We start from the raw sequence: 20,040 nt of genomic DNA on the forward strand, positions 1-20,040 counted from the left end.
TCCCACAGCCCTGCTGTTGTTCCCCACTGCCTGAATATCCTTCTCTGGGATACCCTCTCAACTACTTCACGCCATAGCTTTATATATTCCCCTTGATCAGCCACTCTTGGGAGAGGCCCACATCCCTTTACAACTATTGCTTTAAGCTTCTTAGAGCCCATAACAGCCCCGTAGCCACCGTATCCCGCAGCATGGAACCATCTACTCATCACTGCCGCAGTCCTCACAAGGTTCTCACCGGCTGGCCCAATATAGAGCGATGGCTCATCGCTTCCAAGCTCTCTCCTTAAGGCTTCAAGGAGCCCTGAACCCTTGAGACCCCATAGCTTGCCTGCATCACGTATCTCAACATGTTCATCCTCTATATACAGGTACACTGGGTCCTGTGAAGCCCCTTTAATAATTATTCCATCATAGCCAGCGGCTTTCAATGAGAAAGCCACATCACTCGACACAGTTGACCCAATCACTCCATTACTCTGGGGGCTCTTGCCCGAGACAGCGAGTTTTATACCAGGGTAGAAGCCGGTTAAGGGGCCTGTTGCAATAATCAACATGTTCTCTGGGCCCAATGGATCTATTTCATGCCACTTCCTTCCCAGCTCCCTCCAGAGTATATATGTAGCCAGTCCCCTGCCTCCAATATACATCCTATATATGTACCCTGGTATTCTGGTTTCCCTAATACTCTTGCTTGATAGATCCACCTCAAGAAATCTACCTGTTAAACCATACGGGCTCAACGTGAATCACCCGAGAACCTTTTTCCTCAGCTCCTCAGCTATGATACCCGGAGGCCTTGCATAGAGCTTTACGACAGATGAAGCTGGTTTCCCCACAACCCTTAATGCATTATAGCCAGCCATATTGCACGCCTTAACACACTCTGGATCCCCGCCGCAGAGATCACATATCAACACGTGGCTCACTCCCTTCATGATCCTGGGTATCCTGCCAGGGCAGGCCTCAACGCACTTCCCACAGAGAGTACAGAGCCCGGTGTCAACGGTGACTCCACCTGTTGCCTCATTAACACGTAAGGCCTTGGTTGGACATGAATTCACACAAGGATAGTCTGGGCACTGGACACATAAGGATGGCACGGGGACACCTGGATAAGGCTCGTATACCTTGATCCTGGATGCCTCAGGCCATATCATGTTCTCGTGTTTCAGCGAGCAAGCTATCTCGCATAGCCTACAATCTGTGCACAGATTATAGTCGACCAGGATCCATAGCTGGCCTTTAACCGGCATACCTACACTCCCTATGTATTTTCTACACCATAGTAGTTAAATATCTAGCCTGGAATAGGTTTACAGTCGACGCTATATGAGAAATTTATAAGAGATATAGAAACCTGATGTTTATAGGTTTGGTGCTTGCATTATAGCTGGATGATGGGGGTTGCAACCAAGCATTGGGAGGAGGATCTCTGATCATCCCAAGTGCCCCGCAGATAACGTAAACCCTGAATAGATGCAGGGAACAGTAAGCCACCCTCTCAGGGCGGAGAGGAGGTCAGACGGATTTATTAAATCCTCTTAATGCTTACACCGGTTACACTGCCCCCTGATATAGTGATTAACGCGTAATATCCATGCATGAATGGACCTGGGTGAACTATCACTGTACCACCGCTCCTAATCCATCCGGAGTGCTCGTGAATGTGGCCTGTTATCCAAAGTAAGGGCTGTCTGGCTGTCATGAATTCCCTGAATACCTTCGAGCCTATGTGCATGTTGTTTACTTCATCAAAGAAGCCGTTCACGGGTTGATGAGTGATCATTATGAGCCTGCCCGGATCAATACCACCGACCCTCCCTATTAAATCATTAAAGTCGTCCTCGCTGTACTCGATGAATGTGTTAAACGGTGTTATACCCCCACCCCCTATCCCATAGAAGATGTATCCCTCTACCTCAACTGGCTTACCATGGATGTTTAGAATATTGTTTGACGTATCCAGGGAGCCAGTTAGCCGGGGGTCATCGCAGTTGCCTGGGACGAATAGAATCGGTGATCCCACTGCCTCATGTAGCTTCTCCAGTATCTTGATAGCTATGTTAGCCGGCTTAAAGTATGTTATGTCGCCTGCTACAATTGTGAGCCCAACTCCGCCGGCCTCCTCAACAAGTTTGGCGAGAGCCTTAAACCTCTTGGTCCTCTCATGTATGTCAGAGAGTGCTAGGATGCTCAGCATGATACTTCACCATGGGTGCTGAATAAATATAATCAAGCCAGGGATTAATCAATATGGACTATGGTTAGGGGAGTTGAGACATGGCTAACTGCAGTATATGTGGGCGTCCAGCAATATATGTGAACCCCGTTAACAATAAGGCTTACTGCAAAAACCACTTCATCGAGTACTTTGAGAAGAAGGTTAAGAAGACCATTAGGAAATACCGTATGCTGGGTAAAAACGAGCATATAATAGTGGCTGTGAGTGGTGGGAAAGACTCAATAGCCCTCCTACACGTACTCCACAAGTTATCGAGGAAGATGCCCGGCTGGCGTGTCACAGCTGTACTTGTAGATGAGGGTATAAAGGGGTATAGGGAGAAGACTGTGGAGAACCTTGTTGCATATGCCGCGAAGAACAAGGTTGACTACCATATAGTATCCTTTAAGGAGTATATTGGTGCATCACTTGATGAAATAGTTGAGAAAGGGAGAGCAAGAGGTCTCCCATACCTCCCCTGTAGCTACTGCGGGGTTTTCCGCAGATACGTCCTCAATAAGGCTGCTAGAAGACTAGGTGGGACGGTTATAGCTACAGCCCACAACCTCGACGATGTTATTCAAACATTCTTAATGAATATTGTCTCGAACAGTGTTGATAAAATATATAAGCTAACACCGGTTATAAGCGATGAAGAAGGGGGCTTCATTAAGAGGATAAAGCCGTTCTACACTGTCCTTGAGAAGGAGTCAGCCCTCTACGCATTGCTGAATGGATTAATAGAGCCTGAGTATGTTCAGTGCCCGTATGCGGAGTATAATATCAGGTTCACTATCAGGAAGTTAATAAACGAGCTCGAGGATAAGCATCCAGGCGTAAAGTACGGGCTACTCAACAGCCTCATATCCCTCACGCAGGAAAAGCAAACCAGGGACACCGTGAACAAGAAGCAAGTATGCAAGATATGCGGAGAACCCTCCTCACATCCAGTATGTAGAGCCTGCCTCTACAGGTACGAGCTCGGCTTAACGACTAGTGAGGAAGCAGACAGGATAACCGAGTTGATCAGGGAAAACCCAGTGTTAAAGAAGTACGTATATCTAAAACAATCTTCCTAACCAGTCAACCCAGAACCACCATATTCAGCTATCCAGGCATTCTTGTAGACCGGGTCTATGAACGTGTATTCCCTACCATCTATGAGGATGTATGGGTATCTGCGGTGTTCAAAAATACTTTGAGAATAGATGTCTCACCGATCCTTCTAATTGTTACATCCATGTAACTAAGTCACATGGGTGTAACCTAACAAATATCACTGTTGAATACTTTCAACGGTATTTAGCTATACACTTAAACAATGATTAATCTAATGCATGAAAAACACGGAGTGGTCAATGTACACGGGCTACTCGTATCTCAATGCTACTGCAGGCGGTATCTTCATAGCGCGGTAAGCTGGGAATATTGATCCAAGTATGCCTGTTAATATGGTTAGCAATATTGTTTCAGCCATAAGCTCTACGGTTATCTTTGGTGAAGCCTGTATGCTTATGGTGAAGGCTTCCCCGCTTGATATAACTAGCCCGTGAGTTGATAGGAGATGCGCACCGATAAAACCTACTACTACACCTATGGCGCACCCGATAATACTCATCGTGACACCCTCCATTATTATCAGGGCAAGTACCTGGGTATCCTTGAATCCAAGGGCCTTCATAACACCTATCTCTCTTGTACGCTCCACGACGCTGGTTATCATTGTTGAAGCAGTTCCCGCTACAGCTACAGCGAATGCCGATAGGGTGGCTGCGAAGGTTATAAAGTTGACTGCTGAGACAATGCTTGAGGCTATCCTAGCTATGGCTAGGAAGGAGATCACGTCGAGGTTGCCACCGTACATGCTTCTTATCCTGTTCGATACCTCGTCGACTATATTTGGTGATTCAGCGAGTAGAAGGATACCGCTCCAGTCTTTTACGCCAAGCATTTTCTCAACTGTATTCATGGGCACGAAGATTGTTTGATCAGGGTTTAGAAAGGCTGCACCCCCATATTTATCTAGTACACCGGATACAACGACACTGAGCCTTTTAACCTCTACTTTACCACCTGTCTTGACCTGGTAGACCGTAACTGAGACCACATCACCTACACTGTACTCTGGCTCACCGTTATCACTGTAAGCTATCTTATAACCCACCAGTGCTCTACCGAGATCGCTTTCGGAGGGAGTTCTACCCTCTTTAACTGTGAGGCTGGTTAAAGCTTTCAGTAGGAAATCCGGGTTCACCCCATAGATGAAGACGGTTTTCTTCTCGCCTCCAATATACATTTCGCCCTGTGTCGAATAGAATGGCGACGCATCGACCACTCCTTCTATGTTTTTAAGCGTATCCAAGTCATCCTGTGTAAGCTTGTAATCCCTGCTTGGTGTTACAACTATGAGGTTTTGCCCAAGTCCCATGATACTGTTGACTATGAAATCACCGTAGCCCGAAGTGACGCCTCCTATGGTCATCAAAGCCATGGGACCTATGGCTATTCCTATGATTGTTAAAACCGCCCTGAGTTTCTTCTCCGAGAGCGTCCTGATGCTGAGCTTTAATATATCGCTAACCAGCATTTTCACCAACCGTGATCCTGTGTCTGCTTATATACCTATATAGCAGGTAAAACACGGCGACAAGGAATAGCGCCACAACTAATATCACAGCTAGGTAGTATCCTTCAATACCGCTGGACTGTGGCATCGTCGTGGTTTGCTGATGCACTAATTGTACCGGTATATCATAGCGGAGTGTATACAATGTATTGTACTCGTCCTTGAACTCTATGATCAAGCTACAGTTATCCAGGTACCTGGATGAGTATAGGTCTACTCTGAAGGGTGTCTGTGATGATGGATCTATGTCTCCTATAAACATATAGCCGGATGCATCCCCATAGAATACTTTCACGTACACGCTTCTAGCTTGTGCGAGACCAGTGTTGAGTATTATCCCGTTAACACTGAGTTTCCCAGCATTATCATAGTATCTTGCACTAGTATCCTCGACTAGCTCAAGGTTTATGAATGGCCTTATAATGGCTGAGAGCGTGGTATTGATGGATCCAATGTAGCCATATACGTCGCGGTATATTAATGAGACAGTGAACACGGCTGATGAAGGAGAGGCTGTGACTCCTCCCCCGATGCTTATTGAGACAGGGTTGTATATAAGCTCGTATCTGATTTTGACACTCGAGTTACCGGGTATCATGTCAACGTATTTAACAGCTCCCTGTGGTATCGCATTGTTTGATGCAGGTATTAACGCGATGTATATATTGTAAACTGGCGAATCATACTCGTTGACCACGTCTATATCCAGTATGCCGGATCCATTCGCGAAGTATATGATTGGAGAAGCCGGGTGTACGGTGAGTAATGGAGGCTGGTACTGTATCTGCATGGCTAGCGTTGAGTTCACGCTGTAAACGTATCCCCAGTGATCAGTGAATGAAAGCGTGAAAGGCACCTCGTATAAACCGGCTGAGGCATTTAATATATTGAGCCTGGCAATGAAAACCATCAGATCTCCCCTCTGGACACTGGCCGGTTGCTGAGCCTGCGTAGCTTGCAACATTTGAAGGATCCCGGATAAGTCTGGAACCCCTTCCTGTAGGATCTGCTGGAGCTGCTGACTTGGTATAATACTGCTAGGTGTTACAGTGGCTTCCCGTGAACCCGTTAATGCATCACTGAGTCCCTGGGGCAGGTATAGTGTTAGAACTGGGTTTGAGATAGAGGGGAATCCATTGTTCCTCACCACAACCATGTAGCTGACCCCTCTCCCGCCCTCCGTGGGTGCTCCGCCAACCCATCCAGCTTTTACAACCTCCACAGTGTTTTCCAAGCTACTGATGGTGAATAATAATGGTTCCCTAATACTCCTCCTGAATCCCCCGCCAACATACTGCACGTAGTAGTCGATGTTGAGGTATCCCATATACTGACCCGGCTTACTACACTTTACATCAATAGTGTAACTTATGCCCACAGATTGAAGACTGTTAACTGGTCCAGGTATATACGTAGTATTATTCACGCCCTCATGAAGCAACATGCATAAGGGTGGCTCGATAGAAACCCATAGAGAGTATACAGGGTATGGCTCCAGATTGGCTAATTGTACCGTGAACACAGCCCCCCTCTCACCTGGATAAACAGGGTTGTTACCGGCCCATGATGAAGAGGCGACCCTCACGCCTTCCCCAGCTCCATACTCCGGCAGTAGTAGGCTGAAGCTGAGTGACTCATTAAAGTATATCCCTGTATTAAATGCGTTGACACGGTATCTAGCTGTTACATTAAAGTACTTCACACCCGGTGTAGCACTCGATAGATCCAGGTAAAATACTGCCTGGCACGTGGAGCCCGGTGGTAGAGTGGTTGCACAAGTAGTGTTCCTTGTAAGGGGTGTGACATCGCTCGGGGTAGTTATCTCCAGCTCTAGGCTTGAAACCTGGTATATCCCGGTATTGGTTACCTTGATGGTTAAACCAGCTCTCGGGTTGCCTGGATATATATACGTCGGCGTTCCATCGCCCCAGAAATAATCTGTTAACTCTAATATAGGCCTCCACCCTAAGAGCTCCCCAGGATCAGAAACCCTTACCCCGATAGTGAACGCCAACTCGACGTACTTTGTTGAGCCATCGTTATTCACTAAGAAGCCTCTTAGAGTCATATATGCCTCGTAGGTTCCCGGGAAGGCATCGAGAGCGATATCTATGCCTGTGAAAACTATTTCTGTGAGCGAGTACTGGTTCACAACAATATTTCTCACCACTAGTTCACTGGGTCTAAACACCATTGGAAGCCTGAGCACAACATCGCCATCTCTAATGCTGAACCCCTCATTGTTCAACAGCGTTACTGTGATGCCTAAGCCGGTGGCACCTGGGTACGCGGTTGAAGTAGACCATGTTGTATTAACGATCCTTACATTTAGTTCCGGAGAGGTTTCCAACGGTATCACCAGTCTCATGGAATACGATGCCGGATACCATGATTGATCCCTATTAACCATGCAGTTGAGCTCGATGTATGCTTCAACAACACCAGTGTCTTCCGCGATATTCAACCCCGTGATTCTTAATTCAAGGGTGTCCATGTATGAGAGCGCTTGTGAAACCTCTTGTATAATGGTTCTACTCCCATTCCCTGTGAATGCGCCATTTAGTTCCGTGGTAAGGTATAATATCCTCACCGTGTTCGGCTCGAGGGATTGGATAACGAATCTTATACCTGTACTGTTTAAGCCGGGTAATGGGTACTGTGCTGTAAGCGAGTAATCTAGAACCCTGATATCTAAGGGTGGAGTTGACCCTACGGTGATTTGAAAGACTAATTCTCCATCATCCCTATACGTTACCCCGTCGCTAGTGGATAACTCGGCTGAGACATGAATACTGACAGTGTAAGAACCCGGCTGTGTATATGGTTTAATCTGTATGTTATTGAATAATACGGAGGCCGATTCACCTGGATCAACGCTCCCGGTGTAAGAGGTGTTAGCCTCGGAGGGTGTGAAGTATTCTCCAGGTAGCTCTAGTGTTAGATCCATTGATGTAATAGTTGTATTACCGTTATTGACCAGTTTAACGTAGAGGCTCACCGGGTTTGAACCCGGATACCCGTAGGGTGTGAAGTATGTCTTCTCAACTGTTAAAACCAGCTGCGGGTAAGGTGAGACCGTAACCGGTATTACCAGAGCATAGTACTCCAGTGCTGATGAACCCTCGATATAGTATGAGATATTCAGTGTGAAATAGTATTCCCCAGGTATAGTATTCCTCGATACATCAATGGTGTACGTAAAGCGGAGTACATCGCCCGGTGAGATCTTATGGATGTATGTGCCATTGGTGTATGCTCCACTAGTGCACTGAGACCCCCTGGTCGTGAAGCCATCCGGTAGAACTAGACACGCGTAGGGTGAGATCGCGTTGTTTGAACCGGTATACCTGAGGTCTACTGTTAAAATAGTTGCAGAGCTACCGGGGTAAACGTCTCCACCGCTCCTCGACCTATAGGAATACCCTTCCAACACCCAATCGCTTGCCTGCTGGTAGACCAGTGGGGTCTGGATTAGATAGTTCGTAAAGAGTAGAAGTATTAGTATACGGGGTATAAGCGCTCTGGACACCATAAATAATCCCCTCAGGAGTTATTCACGTGGTTCTTAAAATACATTTCTCACTCCTCGGCTCCTCGACTGATTTAACCACTCCATCCCTTAACACTACTATCTTCTTTGTGCAGTTAGCTATCTCCGGGTCATGTGTGACAATAATTATTGTTAACCCGGCGTCGTTTAGCCTGAGGAAGGTATCCATTACAAGTCTAGCTGATGATCTATCGAGGTTGCCTGTTGGCTCATCCGCGAGGATTACCTCGGGCTCTCCAACTATGGCCCTAGCAATTGCTACTCTCTGTTGCTGGCCACCGCTTAACTGATTAGGCTTCTTGGGCAGCCATGATTCATCGCCGCCGGCCATTTTAAGTGCTTCAATAACCCTTCTAACCCTGATGTTTCTCGGTATACCCCTGGGTATTAATGGAAGCTCAATATTCTCTAGCACTGTGAGCCTATTGATCAGGTTGAACTGCTGGAAGACGAAGCCTATCTTCCTATTCCTTATATCAGCTATCTCATTACTGCTTAAGCCCGTTACATCCCGACCCTCGATTATTATCCTTCCGGATGTCGGTTTATCTAGTAGTCCAAGCATATTCAACAGTGTTGATTTCCCTGAACCGCTTGGACCCATAATCGCTGTTAAATCACCCTTGCAGACGCTGAAGGAAACCCCTTTCAACGCCCGTGTCTCAACGTCTCCGACCCTATATATTTTCCAAATATTCTCAAGCCTCATTACCTCGCTCATAAGGCACACCTTTATCCATAAATATTTCCATCATGAAGTAATATTTATAAATATATATTAATTTAAATATTTTCTGAGGTAGCTGTAAATGAATAGAATAAGGCATAGAGGGAAATACGTTGAGCTATTAATACTGGATATGTCGCGTGGAGGCCGTATCCACGGGTATTACCTATTGAAGAAGATAAGGGAGGAGACAGGGCTACCAGTGAATCCAGGCCTAATATATCCATTACTAAAGGGCATGGTTGAAAAGGGCCTGATCAAGGCGGAAGAGAGTTTCGAGAAAGGGAGACGTAAGATAGTGTTCAGGATCACTGAGAAAGGTGAAAAATACCTAGAGGAAAACAAGCAGGAGCTCGAAATAGCTAGGAAATACTTTGAGAAGCTGAAACTAGCCAAGGAGGTAGGGCTCACTAAACTGGTGGCCAGGCTAATAAGGATCTTCGAGAAAATAGATCAGCTAACCCCTGAGCAATTAGAGGTTATCAGAGGCATCACAAGGGAGCTGGAGGCTAAATTAATAGATATTGCAGGTGAGTAAGTGATGCAGGATATAGTTATCGTTGAAAACCTTGTTAAGAGGTTCAGGGATGTCATAGCAGTGAACAATATATCATTTAAAATAGAGAAAGGTGAAATATTCGCCCTACTAGGGCCAAACGGTGCCGGTAAAACGACGACTATACATATAATATCAACGATACTAAGGCCGACTAGCGGGAGGGTCCTCGTAGCAGGCCATGACGTGCTTAGGGAGCCTGGCGAGGTTAGGAAGAAGATTGGCATAGTTTTCCAAGAACCCAGCCTCGATAACCAGTTGACAGCATATGATAACATGTATATACATGGGAGGCTTTACGGGCTCGGTGGGGAAGAGTTAAGGGAAAAAATAATGAGGCTACTCGAATTTGTCAACCTCAAGGAGTACGCGTGGAAGAAGGTCGTATACTTCAGCGGCGGGATGAAGAGAAGGCTTGAGATAGCTAGGAGCCTTCTTCACGAGCCAGAGATACTAATATTAGATGAACCCACGATAGGATTAGATCCTCAGTCAAGGGCTAAGATATGGGATTATATAAGGGAGCTGAGGAAGCTCCATAATATGACGATCCTGTTGACGACACACTACATGGATGAAGCCGAGGAACTTGCTCACAGGGTGGCAATAATGGATCACGGTAAGATAATAGCCCTTGACACGCCCGATGGATTAAAGAATATGCTTGGCAAAGACGTCGTGTATCTTAATGTAAATGGAGGTAGGGACTTCTGTAGCGCTATAAGTTTTGTTAAGGAGTGTAGAAAACTCGGTGAAAACAGATATGAGCTACTGGTGGATAATGCTTCAAAACTTATACCAGAGATCATAGCTACCGCCTCATCCATGGGGCTGGAGATAACGGAGGTATCCTATAAGAGGCCCTCTCTCAACGAAGTATTCCTACATCTCACAGGAAGAGAGTTAAGGGATAGCCTTGAAGCATCGGCTCCCATGGCTTTCAGGGGTAGGAGGTGGCGTTAAATGAACGGCTTCAACGCGTTTGCCTCATTATTCTATAGGCAGGTTAAAAGATGGGCTAGCTCCCGCTCTAGACTCATCTCAACGATAATACAGCCACTGCTCTGGCTGGTGTTCCTCGGCCTGGGCTTCGGCGGAGTATTCAATCCAGAGAACATTAATACCTCGGCCTTAGGGATCAACGCTACCGTAATGCCGGTGCCAGTAAATGTTACTGGCATCGTGTCAAGATACTTTAACATGGTTTTTGGCGGTATAGACTACGTAACGTTCATGGTTAGCGGCATGGTTGCGATGACAGCATTCATGGGTAGCTTTATAGCCGGTATAAGCGTGATATGGGATAAGCAATTCGGCTTCCTCAAGGAGACCCTGGTGGCACCAGCTCCTAGAAGCGTTGTAATAGCTGGAAGGATATTTGGCGATGCACTCGTCAACACTCTGCAGTCAGCCATCATAATAACGCTGGCACTGCTCTTCACAAATAACATAAGGATAGCTGGGATACCTATATCACTACTATACGTCTTCATAATGGCGGTGGGGTTCACTGGCCTAGGGACAGCTATATCGCTTAAATTCAGTAGTATGGAGGGATTCCAGATGATTGTCAACATAATTACAATGCCCTTGATGTTTATGAGTGGAGTCTTCTACCCGGTTAAATCCATGCCTACATGGATGCAGTATGTTGCAATGTTTAATCCATTAACATATGCCGTACATGCTTCAAGGTACTGGCTCACCGGTGCTGATGTAGGCTTCGACTACATGAACCCACTGGTCGACATAGTAGTTTTATCGATTATATCGGTTGTCCTCCTAGTAGTCGCTATGAGGATGTTTGAGAGGGCTACAATCGAGGATTAATTTCATTGATTATTTAAAAATCAACAACCTCTTTTTTGTCCCTTCTATCGAAAATATTTAAATAATAATTAACAATGAATACCAATGGTGGTGCTAACAATGAACATGCGGAGATACAGGGCGTTATTCATTGATGCATCAACTAGGAAGCACTGGGTTGAGGAGTATGAGTTAAATGAAGTGTACTCGCCGATATCGCTAGGACTTAAGCTTCATATGGAGAGGTATAGATCATGGAGCAAGCCCATCTATCACTCCGATAACGCATTAATTCTCGGGGCTGGTTTGTTCACTGGATCAAAGATGTATGGCGTGCATAGATTTGTAGCAGTGTTTAGAAGCCCATTAACCAAAGGGTTACATGTATCCGAGATGGGTGGTGCTGCATTCCAGTTCAAGATTAATGCTGACGCGGTAGTTATAGTGGGTAGATCAGAGACACCCCTCATAGTTAAGATCTATGATCAGGGCAACGGCGAGCCGGTTGTAGAGTTTCACGAGATACAGGAGGAGACGCTTGAACATGTCTGGAAGGGATACGGTGGCTTCAAAGGCATATACGCGCTACAGCAGTACCTTAGCGATCACTTCAAGGGTTTCTACGAGGAGTTTAACGGGAGATCCATACTGGTTGGCCCGGCCTCCAAGTATACTAATATAGGTGCTCTTGCCTCGGTAACGCTAAACAAGGGTAGGATGGATCATGGGAGCGAGGACTTCGCGGCTAGAGCTGGGGGCGGGAGTATACTGTACAGGGCACATGGGGTTGCAGCAATAATCTATGGAGGTAGGTATGATAGAAGCACCAAGGTACCCAAGGAGCTCAGTGATACAAGGGAGCTCGACAAGTTATTCATGGAGTTAACCAAGCAACCATATACTCAGGCAGTGATTAATGCCGGTGTGAAATACAGGTATGACCCGAAGCTAAACACTGGTGGCACACTCGGCGGAAACTATCCGCATCTCAAGGCAACGACACCTATGTTTAACTGGAAGATGATATATCTGCCTAAGGATCTAAGAGAAAAGTTACATGAATTAATCATGAAGTATATGTGGGAGCCATTCAACAGGGAGGCCATTGAAACCAGGAGCTGGAAGACATGCGGCGAACCATGTCCACTGGCATGCAAGAAGGTGAGGCTGGGTAAGTACAAGAGCGACTACGAGCCATATAATGGATTAGGCCCCATTATAGGGGTACTAGACATACATGAAGCCGAGAAAGTGGTTGAATTAGTTGATGCATACGGCTTCGACGCAATAGAGCTGGGCCAGATCATAGGATTTCTGTTTGAAGCCATGGATAAGGGATTACTTAGACCAGAGGAGATAGGGCTACCCGATAAGCCATTCTTTGACCCGGCATCATACAGTATAGAGCATGCAAGAGTTAACGCTGAGCTAGCTGTGAAGATAATTGAACAACTCGCCTTCGGGAGTAATCCATTACTCCGCCTCATAGGTGAGAGGGGATTGAGGTCGGCTGCCAAGATACTGGATATATTATATAGGGAGAGGACAATAGAGAGGAAGACAAGGTTCAGTGATATACCTATATACGCTGCATTCGGCGAAGAAGGCCATATAACACCTAACTACTACTGGACACCCGGCCTAGTAGCCCCACTAGTGGTTCTAGGCAAGTACTGGACGGTTTATAGTGGCGTATTCATGGAGCCCGAGGAGTTCGCGTCAAAATCCATTGAGAGAGCCATATACGAAGCATTAATAGCTGATATGGGGCTCTGCAGGTTCCATAGAGGTTGGGCTGAGAAAGCCATACCAGTGATACTCGAGAAATACTATGGTGTTGAAAAGCCGCTTGAAAAGACACGTGAGCTATATAAGAAGATAGCGGAATACCAGAAGCTAGCTGGAGCTCTACCAGTCTTCTGGGATTCAGGAAAGATAATAGACTTCATGGCTCTTGCGGCTGAAGAATATGGTAATGTAGAGTGGGGTGGAAAGTTCAAGGTGAATAAGGAGGCAGCTGCAAGAGAGTGGTGGGAGCGCTTCTACAGGAAGCTTGAGGAGTTAACCAGCTGACATCCTCCCGCCTTAAAGGGCAAGGCTTTCAGTTGTAAAACCATCACTTTTACCGCCTTGATTCTCCTTTTTATTGGCTTAGACTATTCTTAGTTTACTTGAAAAAGGGGTCTGTAATGCCCAGCGCGTCAACTAGTATACAGGAGTGCATACTACGGGGATTAGTGAGAGCTGTAAAGGATTCAACCGGGATCGAGGAGGAAGTAGTTGAAAAATATATTATTGAAGGCAAGATAAGGATAGCCCCGACACCTGATCCAAGGATGGGTGATTATGGAGTAGCCTTACACATAGTGTTCAAAAACTATCCAAGGGATAAATGGGAGGAGATCGGGTCCCTGATAGCGAGGAAGCTTCTCGAGTACTCAGCCGAGGAATGCAGGCTTAGAAACACCGTGTATGTTAACGGCTATATCAACGTGGAAGTAGACTACTCCACTATATTCAAGTCGTTCATGGAGTCGCTGCTCTCGGGCAGATTGCTCTCCGAGCTAAGGAGCATCGGCTTCGGTAAAAACATTGTTGTAGAGCATACAAGCGCTAACCCGGTTCACCCCCTGCATATTGGCAGCGGTAGAAACAGTGTAATAGGCGACACCTATGCTAGGCTTCTTAAATACCTCGGCTTCAACGTGGTGAGGCTCTTCTACGTTAATGACCTCGGGCGCCAGGTAGCAGTATTAGCTTACGGGGTCAGCAAGCTGAGGTCTCAGGGCATTGTGCCGAGGCCCGGCTTGAAAATAGATCACTGGTATGGCATAGTATATGCTTTAACAAACATATTCATAGAGGAAGACAGAGTAGCACATGAACTAGGCATGCTCTCACTAGAGTTGAACAAGCTACTTGAGGAACTAGAGAACACGCTACAAGGGTTAGCCGGGGAAGCGGATTCACCAGCTCTGAAAAAGTTGCATTCAAAGATACATATCCTCGCAAGTAAGACGCGTCTAAAGCACGATACTGTTAAAATACTGGGAGAGCTAATCAAGGAGCTGAGACATCAGAGTGAAAGCTGGGAGAAGCTTCCAGACATCCTTAACGAATATAGTAGAAGGGTAGGTGAGCTGGCTACTAGGTACAGGGAGCTCTACAAGGAGTATGTGGAGTATGTAAAGGCTAAGAGCACCCTATGCAGGGACTACCATGAAATATGCAGGGGGCTACAGCAAGGGTTCAGGGGTTACGAGGATGCTGAGCGAGAGATATCAGAGATCATGAAGAGGGCTGAAGGAGGCGATCCCGAGGTAAGGCGTCTCCTCAGAGATATATCAGGGAATGTGTTAAGGGGCTTTATTGAGACCCTAGAAAAGATCAATATTGGATTCGACGGCTTCGATTATGAGTCAAGCGATGAAGTACTCGAGTTATCGAAGGGCATTGTTGACGAAGTAGTTAAGACAGCGTATACTAGGATAGTTGATGGAGCCGTAGAAGTTGATCTCAACAAGGCTGGTGAGGAAAACAAGTATGTTAGAAGCCTCTTCCACCCTGATCAACCCGGTAGATTCATTATTAGGAGGCGGGATGGGACCACTCTTTATGTTACAAGGGATATAGCCTATACATTAATCAAGTTTAAGAGGTATAATGCTGAGAGAGTATACAATGTCATAGCCGTGGAACAAGCTAGGGCACAGAAACAGCTAAAGGCGATACTCTACCTACTCGGCTATGAGAGGGAAGCCGATAACCTGGTGCACTTCTCATATGAAATGGTCCACTTGAAAAATATGAGGATGAGCGGTAGGAGGGGCATATACTATACAATGGATGAGTTATTAATGGATATGGAGGATTCAATAGTGGCGAGGGGTATTGAGGGATCGAGTAGCTTTAAGCAGGAGGCTGAAGGCAAGTACATTGATTTAATGGAGACAGCTAGAATGCTAGCGGTAAACAATGTGCGTGCACTACTTCTATCAGTTGAACCAGGTAAGGTCTTATCTTTCGATCCAAGCAAAATAGGTAGTTTTGAACACGGTATAACGGTTACCTATGGATTAGTAAGGGCTCAGAGCATACTTAGGAAGCTATGGGGGCTTGAGCCACTAGTGGAAATCAATGCGGTGAGATCCAGGAGTATTGAGATCTATACATCACTTAACACTGAAAGCATGGAGTTTAATACTGAAGAAAAGCAGATACTTGAGATGCTTGTAGGCTATCCCCGTGTGTTAAGAGAGGCTTACGAGTACATGAGGCCAGATAAACTCCTAGAGTATGCTGTAGAGTTATCGCTGTTCTTCAATAGAATGTATGAGAAGCACAGGGTTATAGGCGAGCCAGATGCCGTTAAGAAAGCCGTCAGGGTGCTGCTAACGGTAGCGGTGTTCCTGGTGCTGGCTGATCTCGCTGAGATAATGGGGTTCCATAAGTTGAAGAAACTATAACCCTGGAGCTGAAAGCTTTGACCAGTATTCGTGGAGACATCTTTTTATTCCCAGTAGTATGGGTCGCGATAAGCTCGGCAAGCATACTTGTAGTCCTCTCCAATGAACCCGGTGAGGTATGCGCGTTCTGGAGGCTATTCTTCTCCTCGCTGACCCTGCTACCGTTATGGATTCAGGCAAAGAAGCATGTGAAAATGCATCATGTAGCATCGGGGATCGCTTTATCACTGCATTTCATACTATGGATGAGAAGCCTCTTCCTGATACCCGTCTACATCAGTACATTGCTTGTCGTGGTTTACCCGCTTTACTCTCTGGTGGTAGATATACTTGTCTATAAGTATAGGCCAAGCCTAATCCAGCTACTTGGATTCGCTGGAGGCGTTACCTCTCTCACGCTTTTTCTCGGGGTTAACAGGCTAGCTTTAAGCCAGGGTGCTGTACTCTCCCTCTTAGCCGGGTTATCTGTAACACTGTATTTCGAGCTGGGCAGATATGCCAGGGGGATTGTGAAGGAGTCTCTTGTGGAGTATGCCTTCCCAACATATATGTCTGCAACTGTTTTCACAGCATTATATAATATCGTATCCGGTTCAAGGATACTGCCGAGCAGCCACTTATCCTATCTATACTTCATCCTGATGGCATTAATCCCCATGATGCTCGGGCACACCTTAATGAACTATCTTCTAAAACACTATCCCGTGTATCTTGTTACATCGGTGTCTCTTGGAGAACCGTTTGGAGCCGGGTTGCTTGCATACATGGTGCTGGGGCAGCGCATCTCATTATATAACCTGGCTACCGGCTTATTAACAATCGTATCTCTTATAGCTATAATACGTGGTTATAGATAGGGGATTACGGGAGTGGTGTAGTTGGATAGAAGGCTTACAACACTTATAAGTGTTGATGACGCGGTGGAACTACTTGCCAGGACTCTAAGCGGGGCAGTAAGCCTGGAACCCGAAGAGGTAAGAGTGCTTGAAGCAGTTGGCAGGATAATAGCTGAACCGGTGGAAGCCGAAATAGATATACCTCCATTTAATAGGAGCGCCGTGGATGGATATGCTGTCCAGGCAGGCGATACAGTTAATGCATCAGTGTATAACCCGGTTGAGCTAGTATTAAAAGGAGTTCTCACAGCAAGCGATAAGCCTCCAAGCGAATGCGTGGAGCCAGGTGAAGCAGTAAGAGTTCACACGGGTTCACCTATACCGTGCGGAGCCAACGCGGTGGTCATGGATGAGGATGTAGAGGTTAAGGATGGTAGCATAGTAGTGTACAAGCCGGTATCGCCTGGTCAAAACATATCAAGGAGAGGTGAGGACTTCGTCAAGGGAGACGTCATCATAGCCAGGGGTACCATATTGAACCCGGTGCATATAGGAGTTATCTCAAGTATTGGAGTAGACAGGGTAAAAGTGTATAGAAGGCTTAGAATAGGTGTTTTAACATCAGGTAACGAGGTATGCGAGCCTGGGATAGATAGGGACTGCGATACCCTCATATATAACTCGTCGGCTAGGCTTATCACGGCCCTCCTCCGTCAGAGCAGGTTTATCGATGTGAAGTATTATGGTGTCTTCCCGGATGACCCGGAAATACTATCCAATGCTGTAGTGGAGGCATCCATGGAGAATGACCTAGTTGTTACGACAGGGGGCACCGGGATCAGTGAAGGCGATGCATTAATCGATGCCATGTTAAATACAGGTAAAATAATCTTTAGAGGAGTCAAGATGAGGCCTGGTAGGCCTACCACGCTCTCGTTGATAAACAATAAGCCGGCTCTCCATTTATCAGGCTACCCTGTAGCGGCTTGGACAGGGTATGAAGCCATACTCATCCCAGCTGTCAGGAAGTGGCTTGGGTTAAAAGGATTGGAGAGGCCAGTGGTATATGCAAGGCTTTCACGTAGAATACCTAACACAGTAGGGTACAGGAGCTACATAAGGGTTATACTGAGAGACGCTGGGGGAGAATATGTGGCGGAACCCTACATGCTCAGGGGTAGCGGGATATTATCTAGTCTGCTCAAGAGTCACGGCTACATAGTTATACCTGAGAATGTTGAAGGGGTTGAAAAAGACTCAGTGGTACCTGTCCATCTTTTCTAAATCTAACATCAGTATTTGGCTAGGCATTCGCAGCAATCATATTGTCCTGGTTAAGGCCTCTACCTCGTAGAGGCTTGAGGGAGGTTTATTAAGCAATGGAATACATGCATGGTGTACAGGTATTTCACACGATTCGCTGATGATATCAAATACTTCTGATCCGGACATGATTAATAGCCCGGGATTCACTCCGTGTATTTCCCTAAGGGTCTTTATGATCTCCTTGACCTCGTAGAACGGTTGGGGTTCAGGGTTTGTTACAATTATATAGCTCGTCTTATCCAGGTTCTTCAAGCTTGTGGAGAGACCTAAGATAGGTATCCCTGAGTTCAACGAGTTTATCGAGCACTGGGTCCCTTATATCTCGGCTCCCTTCCCTTACCTTCTCAAAAATACAGGGGCTCAGAGTTCGAAGCTGTTTTCCACGTAGTCCCTTGATGAAGAGTATTGTACCGGAGAACACAGGCCATACTATCTGGTATGCATAAATATATTTACCTGGGTTCAACGGATCCGGTATTTGAGGGTACGCTAGGGCGAAGCCTAATAGTATCGGTATAAGCGAGGCAATCCATCTATTAGCTAGCACCCTGTGGAGCTGGGCACTCCGTGGTTTAACCCAGTCGAATAACTCCACCCACACGAATCTAGCAAGCCTACCTAATTGCCAGGTTCCTTACAAGTAAAATTGATAGGCTGGATATACTGCTCAAGGACGCTGAGTTGAAGCCTAGACGGTGTCACATAGTATCTAGGAAATGGTTTAAACTACTGAGACAGGATCATCTAAGTGTTGAGGGGTTAAAAAGAGAACTGTAGAACACGAGGGCGAGGAATACTACGTGTACTACGAGGATGCGAGGGATAGGGATCTCTTGGTTAACTTATTGGTGAGCATGGGGAATAAGTATATCAGGATACCAAGCATCCCTGAGGAAAACGCGGTGTCGCTGGCTATGAGGGTCAATTCAGATGTAGTCGAGAAGGCTGTAAGGGATCTAGCAAGAATGCTCAGGGATCTTAGCAGGTAGCATTTCTCAACCTAAACTCTAGCTGCGCTGGCCAATTCCCTATATAGTTTTAGAAGTAACCGGAGTACAGGGCCGATCAACGGTATCGTTCTTGCCAGCAAATCTAGTAAGCCGAGCTCGACCTCTTCAATAATATTGAAGAATCCACTGCACAGCGTGAATAATACCAGGTAGAGTATGAAGCCCAGGAGAGCCTGTATTATGTAGAACTGGATCCATCCTACAATGTATTTCGAGAACACGCCCGTTATCAAGGAGAGAGCCAGCAATATTGAGGCTTTGCTTATCGAGGGCTTCACCCCATGCTTGAGGTATCCGTGGTATGCTAACACCATGGAGGATAAGAGTGGGTAGAGTCCCTGGGCAAGCGCGATGCCCTGGAGACCCATGATGCCTGAGAGGACTATGGAGAATACCGTGCCGGTAGTCATTAACGCTAGCCCGTAGCCTGCTAATGGCTTCTTATCATTATAAATCCAGTATATGCTCCCATACACTGTTTGCAGGGGCCAGGCGAGGAGACTTATAGACATGTACGCGAAGAATAATGGGGCCGTGGAGTAGTTTCTCCCATATACAGAATAAATTATGCTGTCCGCGAATAATACCACGTATACTGTTACAGGTATTGTAAGGGTTAGCAACACGTTTAACACAAGGTTACTGGTTTCCTTTAACCACCCATTATTAAGCTTCTTCGCCAGAAGCGGGGTAAGGGGTGTGGCTAACGATCCCAGGACTGATGTGATGGCTCCGAGGAAAGCGCTTGAGGCATTATAATTACCTACCATGTAATTTCCTGTTTCGCCGAGATTACTAGTCGTATATGCTATAAGGAAGCTAATTAGTCTCCCAACAATAGCTCCAGCTATCCCTGCCAAATATATTGAGAACGCAAGGGTGAGGAACTCGCTGACCTTGAATATTGACC

Annotated in this window: 18 protein-coding genes; 9 read left to right on the forward strand and 9 right to left on the reverse strand. The window is 46.3% G+C overall.

The annotated features are described in order from the left end of the window. From ACP5N5_RS01220 to ACP5N5_RS01230, 3 genes are all read right to left on the reverse strand, one after another. Positions 1 to 743, reverse strand: a 743-nt coding sequence (locus ACP5N5_RS01220) for an aldehyde ferredoxin oxidoreductase N-terminal domain-containing protein (protein WP_428131568.1), incomplete at its 3' end; no start/stop codon positions are given. 6 nt (positions 744 to 749) lie between these two features. Beyond that, on the reverse strand, positions 750 to 1,256 hold the full coding sequence (locus ACP5N5_RS01225) for a 4Fe-4S dicluster domain-containing protein (protein WP_428131572.1): 507 nt from the start codon (positions 1,254 to 1,256) through the stop codon (positions 750 to 752). Between the two features lie 278 nt (positions 1,257 to 1,534). Continuing rightward, complete coding sequence (locus ACP5N5_RS01230) at positions 1,535 to 2,203, reverse strand: metallophosphoesterase (protein WP_428131575.1); 669 nt, start codon at positions 2,201 to 2,203, stop codon at positions 1,535 to 1,537. A gap of 80 nt (positions 2,204 to 2,283) precedes the next feature. Between ACP5N5_RS01230 and ACP5N5_RS01235 the strand changes: the two genes are divergently transcribed. Next, positions 2,284 to 3,303 (forward strand): TIGR00269 family protein, encoded by a 1,020-nt coding sequence (locus ACP5N5_RS01235; RefSeq protein ID WP_042667380.1) that lies wholly within the window; start codon positions 2,284 to 2,286, stop codon positions 3,301 to 3,303. Between the two features lie 290 nt (positions 3,304 to 3,593). Here ACP5N5_RS01235 and ACP5N5_RS01240 read toward each other — a convergent pair whose 3' ends face one another. Genes ACP5N5_RS01240 through ACP5N5_RS01250 form a run of 3 tightly spaced genes read right to left on the reverse strand, consistent with a single transcriptional unit; the run spans position 3,594 to position 9,121 of the window. Beyond that, positions 3,594 to 4,811 carry an ABC transporter permease gene (locus ACP5N5_RS01240; RefSeq protein ID WP_428131580.1) on the reverse strand — a complete coding sequence of 406 codons (1,218 nt, stop codon included), beginning with the start codon at positions 4,809 to 4,811 and terminating at the stop codon, positions 3,594 to 3,596. Continuing rightward, positions 4,801 to 8,382: a hypothetical protein gene (locus tag ACP5N5_RS01245; protein WP_428131585.1), complete on the reverse strand. Its 3,582-nt coding sequence runs from the start codon at positions 8,380 to 8,382 to the stop codon at positions 4,801 to 4,803. Before ACP5N5_RS01245 ends, ACP5N5_RS01240 begins: the two co-directional genes overlap by 11 nt. A gap of 22 nt (positions 8,383 to 8,404) precedes the next feature. Continuing rightward, positions 8,405 to 9,121 carry an ABC transporter ATP-binding protein gene (locus ACP5N5_RS01250; protein WP_012608163.1) on the reverse strand — a complete coding sequence of 239 codons (717 nt, stop codon included), beginning with the start codon at positions 9,119 to 9,121 and terminating at the stop codon, positions 8,405 to 8,407. Between the two features lie 88 nt (positions 9,122 to 9,209). On the opposite strand from ACP5N5_RS01250, the gene ACP5N5_RS01255 reads away from it, so the two are divergent. The 7 genes from ACP5N5_RS01255 (at position 9,210) to ACP5N5_RS01285 (ending at position 18,078) form a co-directional block, all read left to right on the forward strand. Continuing rightward, a complete protein-coding gene (locus ACP5N5_RS01255) occupies positions 9,210 to 9,665 on the forward strand; it encodes a PadR family transcriptional regulator (RefSeq protein WP_042667384.1) in 456 nt (151 codons plus the stop codon). Between the two features lie 3 nt (positions 9,666 to 9,668). Next, positions 9,669 to 10,646, forward strand: a complete 978-nt coding sequence (locus ACP5N5_RS01260) for a daunorubicin resistance protein DrrA family ABC transporter ATP-binding protein (RefSeq protein ID WP_012608165.1) — start codon at positions 9,669 to 9,671, stop codon at positions 10,644 to 10,646. Then, entirely contained in the window at positions 10,647 to 11,513 is an 867-nt protein-coding gene (locus ACP5N5_RS01265) for an ABC transporter permease (RefSeq protein WP_428131593.1), read from the forward strand. Between the two features lie 99 nt (positions 11,514 to 11,612). Continuing rightward, positions 11,613 to 13,565: an aldehyde ferredoxin oxidoreductase N-terminal domain-containing protein gene (locus ACP5N5_RS01270; RefSeq protein ID WP_428131596.1), complete on the forward strand. Its 1,953-nt coding sequence runs from the start codon at positions 11,613 to 11,615 to the stop codon at positions 13,563 to 13,565. A 116-nt stretch (positions 13,566 to 13,681) separates the two neighbouring features. Next, complete coding sequence (gene argS / locus ACP5N5_RS01275) at positions 13,682 to 15,958, forward strand: arginine--tRNA ligase (RefSeq protein ID WP_428131599.1); 2,277 nt, start codon at positions 13,682 to 13,684, stop codon at positions 15,956 to 15,958. A 17-nt stretch (positions 15,959 to 15,975) separates the two neighbouring features. Next, positions 15,976 to 16,815: a DMT family transporter gene (locus ACP5N5_RS01280; protein WP_428131602.1), complete on the forward strand. Its 840-nt coding sequence runs from the start codon at positions 15,976 to 15,978 to the stop codon at positions 16,813 to 16,815. 21 nt (positions 16,816 to 16,836) lie between these two features. After that, entirely contained in the window at positions 16,837 to 18,078 is a 1,242-nt protein-coding gene (locus ACP5N5_RS01285; RefSeq protein WP_048058796.1) for a molybdopterin molybdotransferase MoeA, read from the forward strand. A gap of 36 nt (positions 18,079 to 18,114) precedes the next feature. Here the strand turns inward: ACP5N5_RS01285 and ACP5N5_RS01290 are convergent, their stop codons facing one another. After that, positions 18,115 to 18,372 carry a hypothetical protein gene (locus ACP5N5_RS01290; protein ID WP_428131609.1) on the reverse strand — a complete coding sequence of 86 codons (258 nt, stop codon included), beginning with the start codon at positions 18,370 to 18,372 and terminating at the stop codon, positions 18,115 to 18,117. Further along, entirely contained in the window at positions 18,356 to 18,721 is a 366-nt protein-coding gene (locus ACP5N5_RS01295) for a hypothetical protein (RefSeq protein ID WP_428131613.1), read from the reverse strand. Before ACP5N5_RS01295 ends, ACP5N5_RS01290 begins: the two co-directional genes overlap by 17 nt. Positions 18,722 to 18,920: 199 nt before the next feature. Between ACP5N5_RS01295 and ACP5N5_RS01300 the strand changes: the two genes are divergently transcribed. Continuing rightward, positions 18,921 to 19,109, forward strand: coding sequence for a hypothetical protein (locus tag ACP5N5_RS01300; protein ID WP_428131616.1), 189 nt, complete (start codon positions 18,921 to 18,923; stop codon positions 19,107 to 19,109). Between the two features lie 11 nt (positions 19,110 to 19,120). On the opposite strand, the gene ACP5N5_RS01305 is transcribed toward ACP5N5_RS01300, so the two are convergent. After that, positions 19,121 to 20,040 (reverse strand): lipopolysaccharide biosynthesis protein (locus tag ACP5N5_RS01305; protein ID WP_428131619.1); only part of this gene is annotated, 920 nt, incomplete at its 5' end.

Origin of the sequence: Desulfurococcus sp. (assembly GCF_049970475.1) — an archaeon.
Taxonomy (GTDB): Archaea; Thermoproteota; Thermoprotei_A; order Sulfolobales; family Desulfurococcaceae; genus Desulfurococcus; species Desulfurococcus amylolyticus.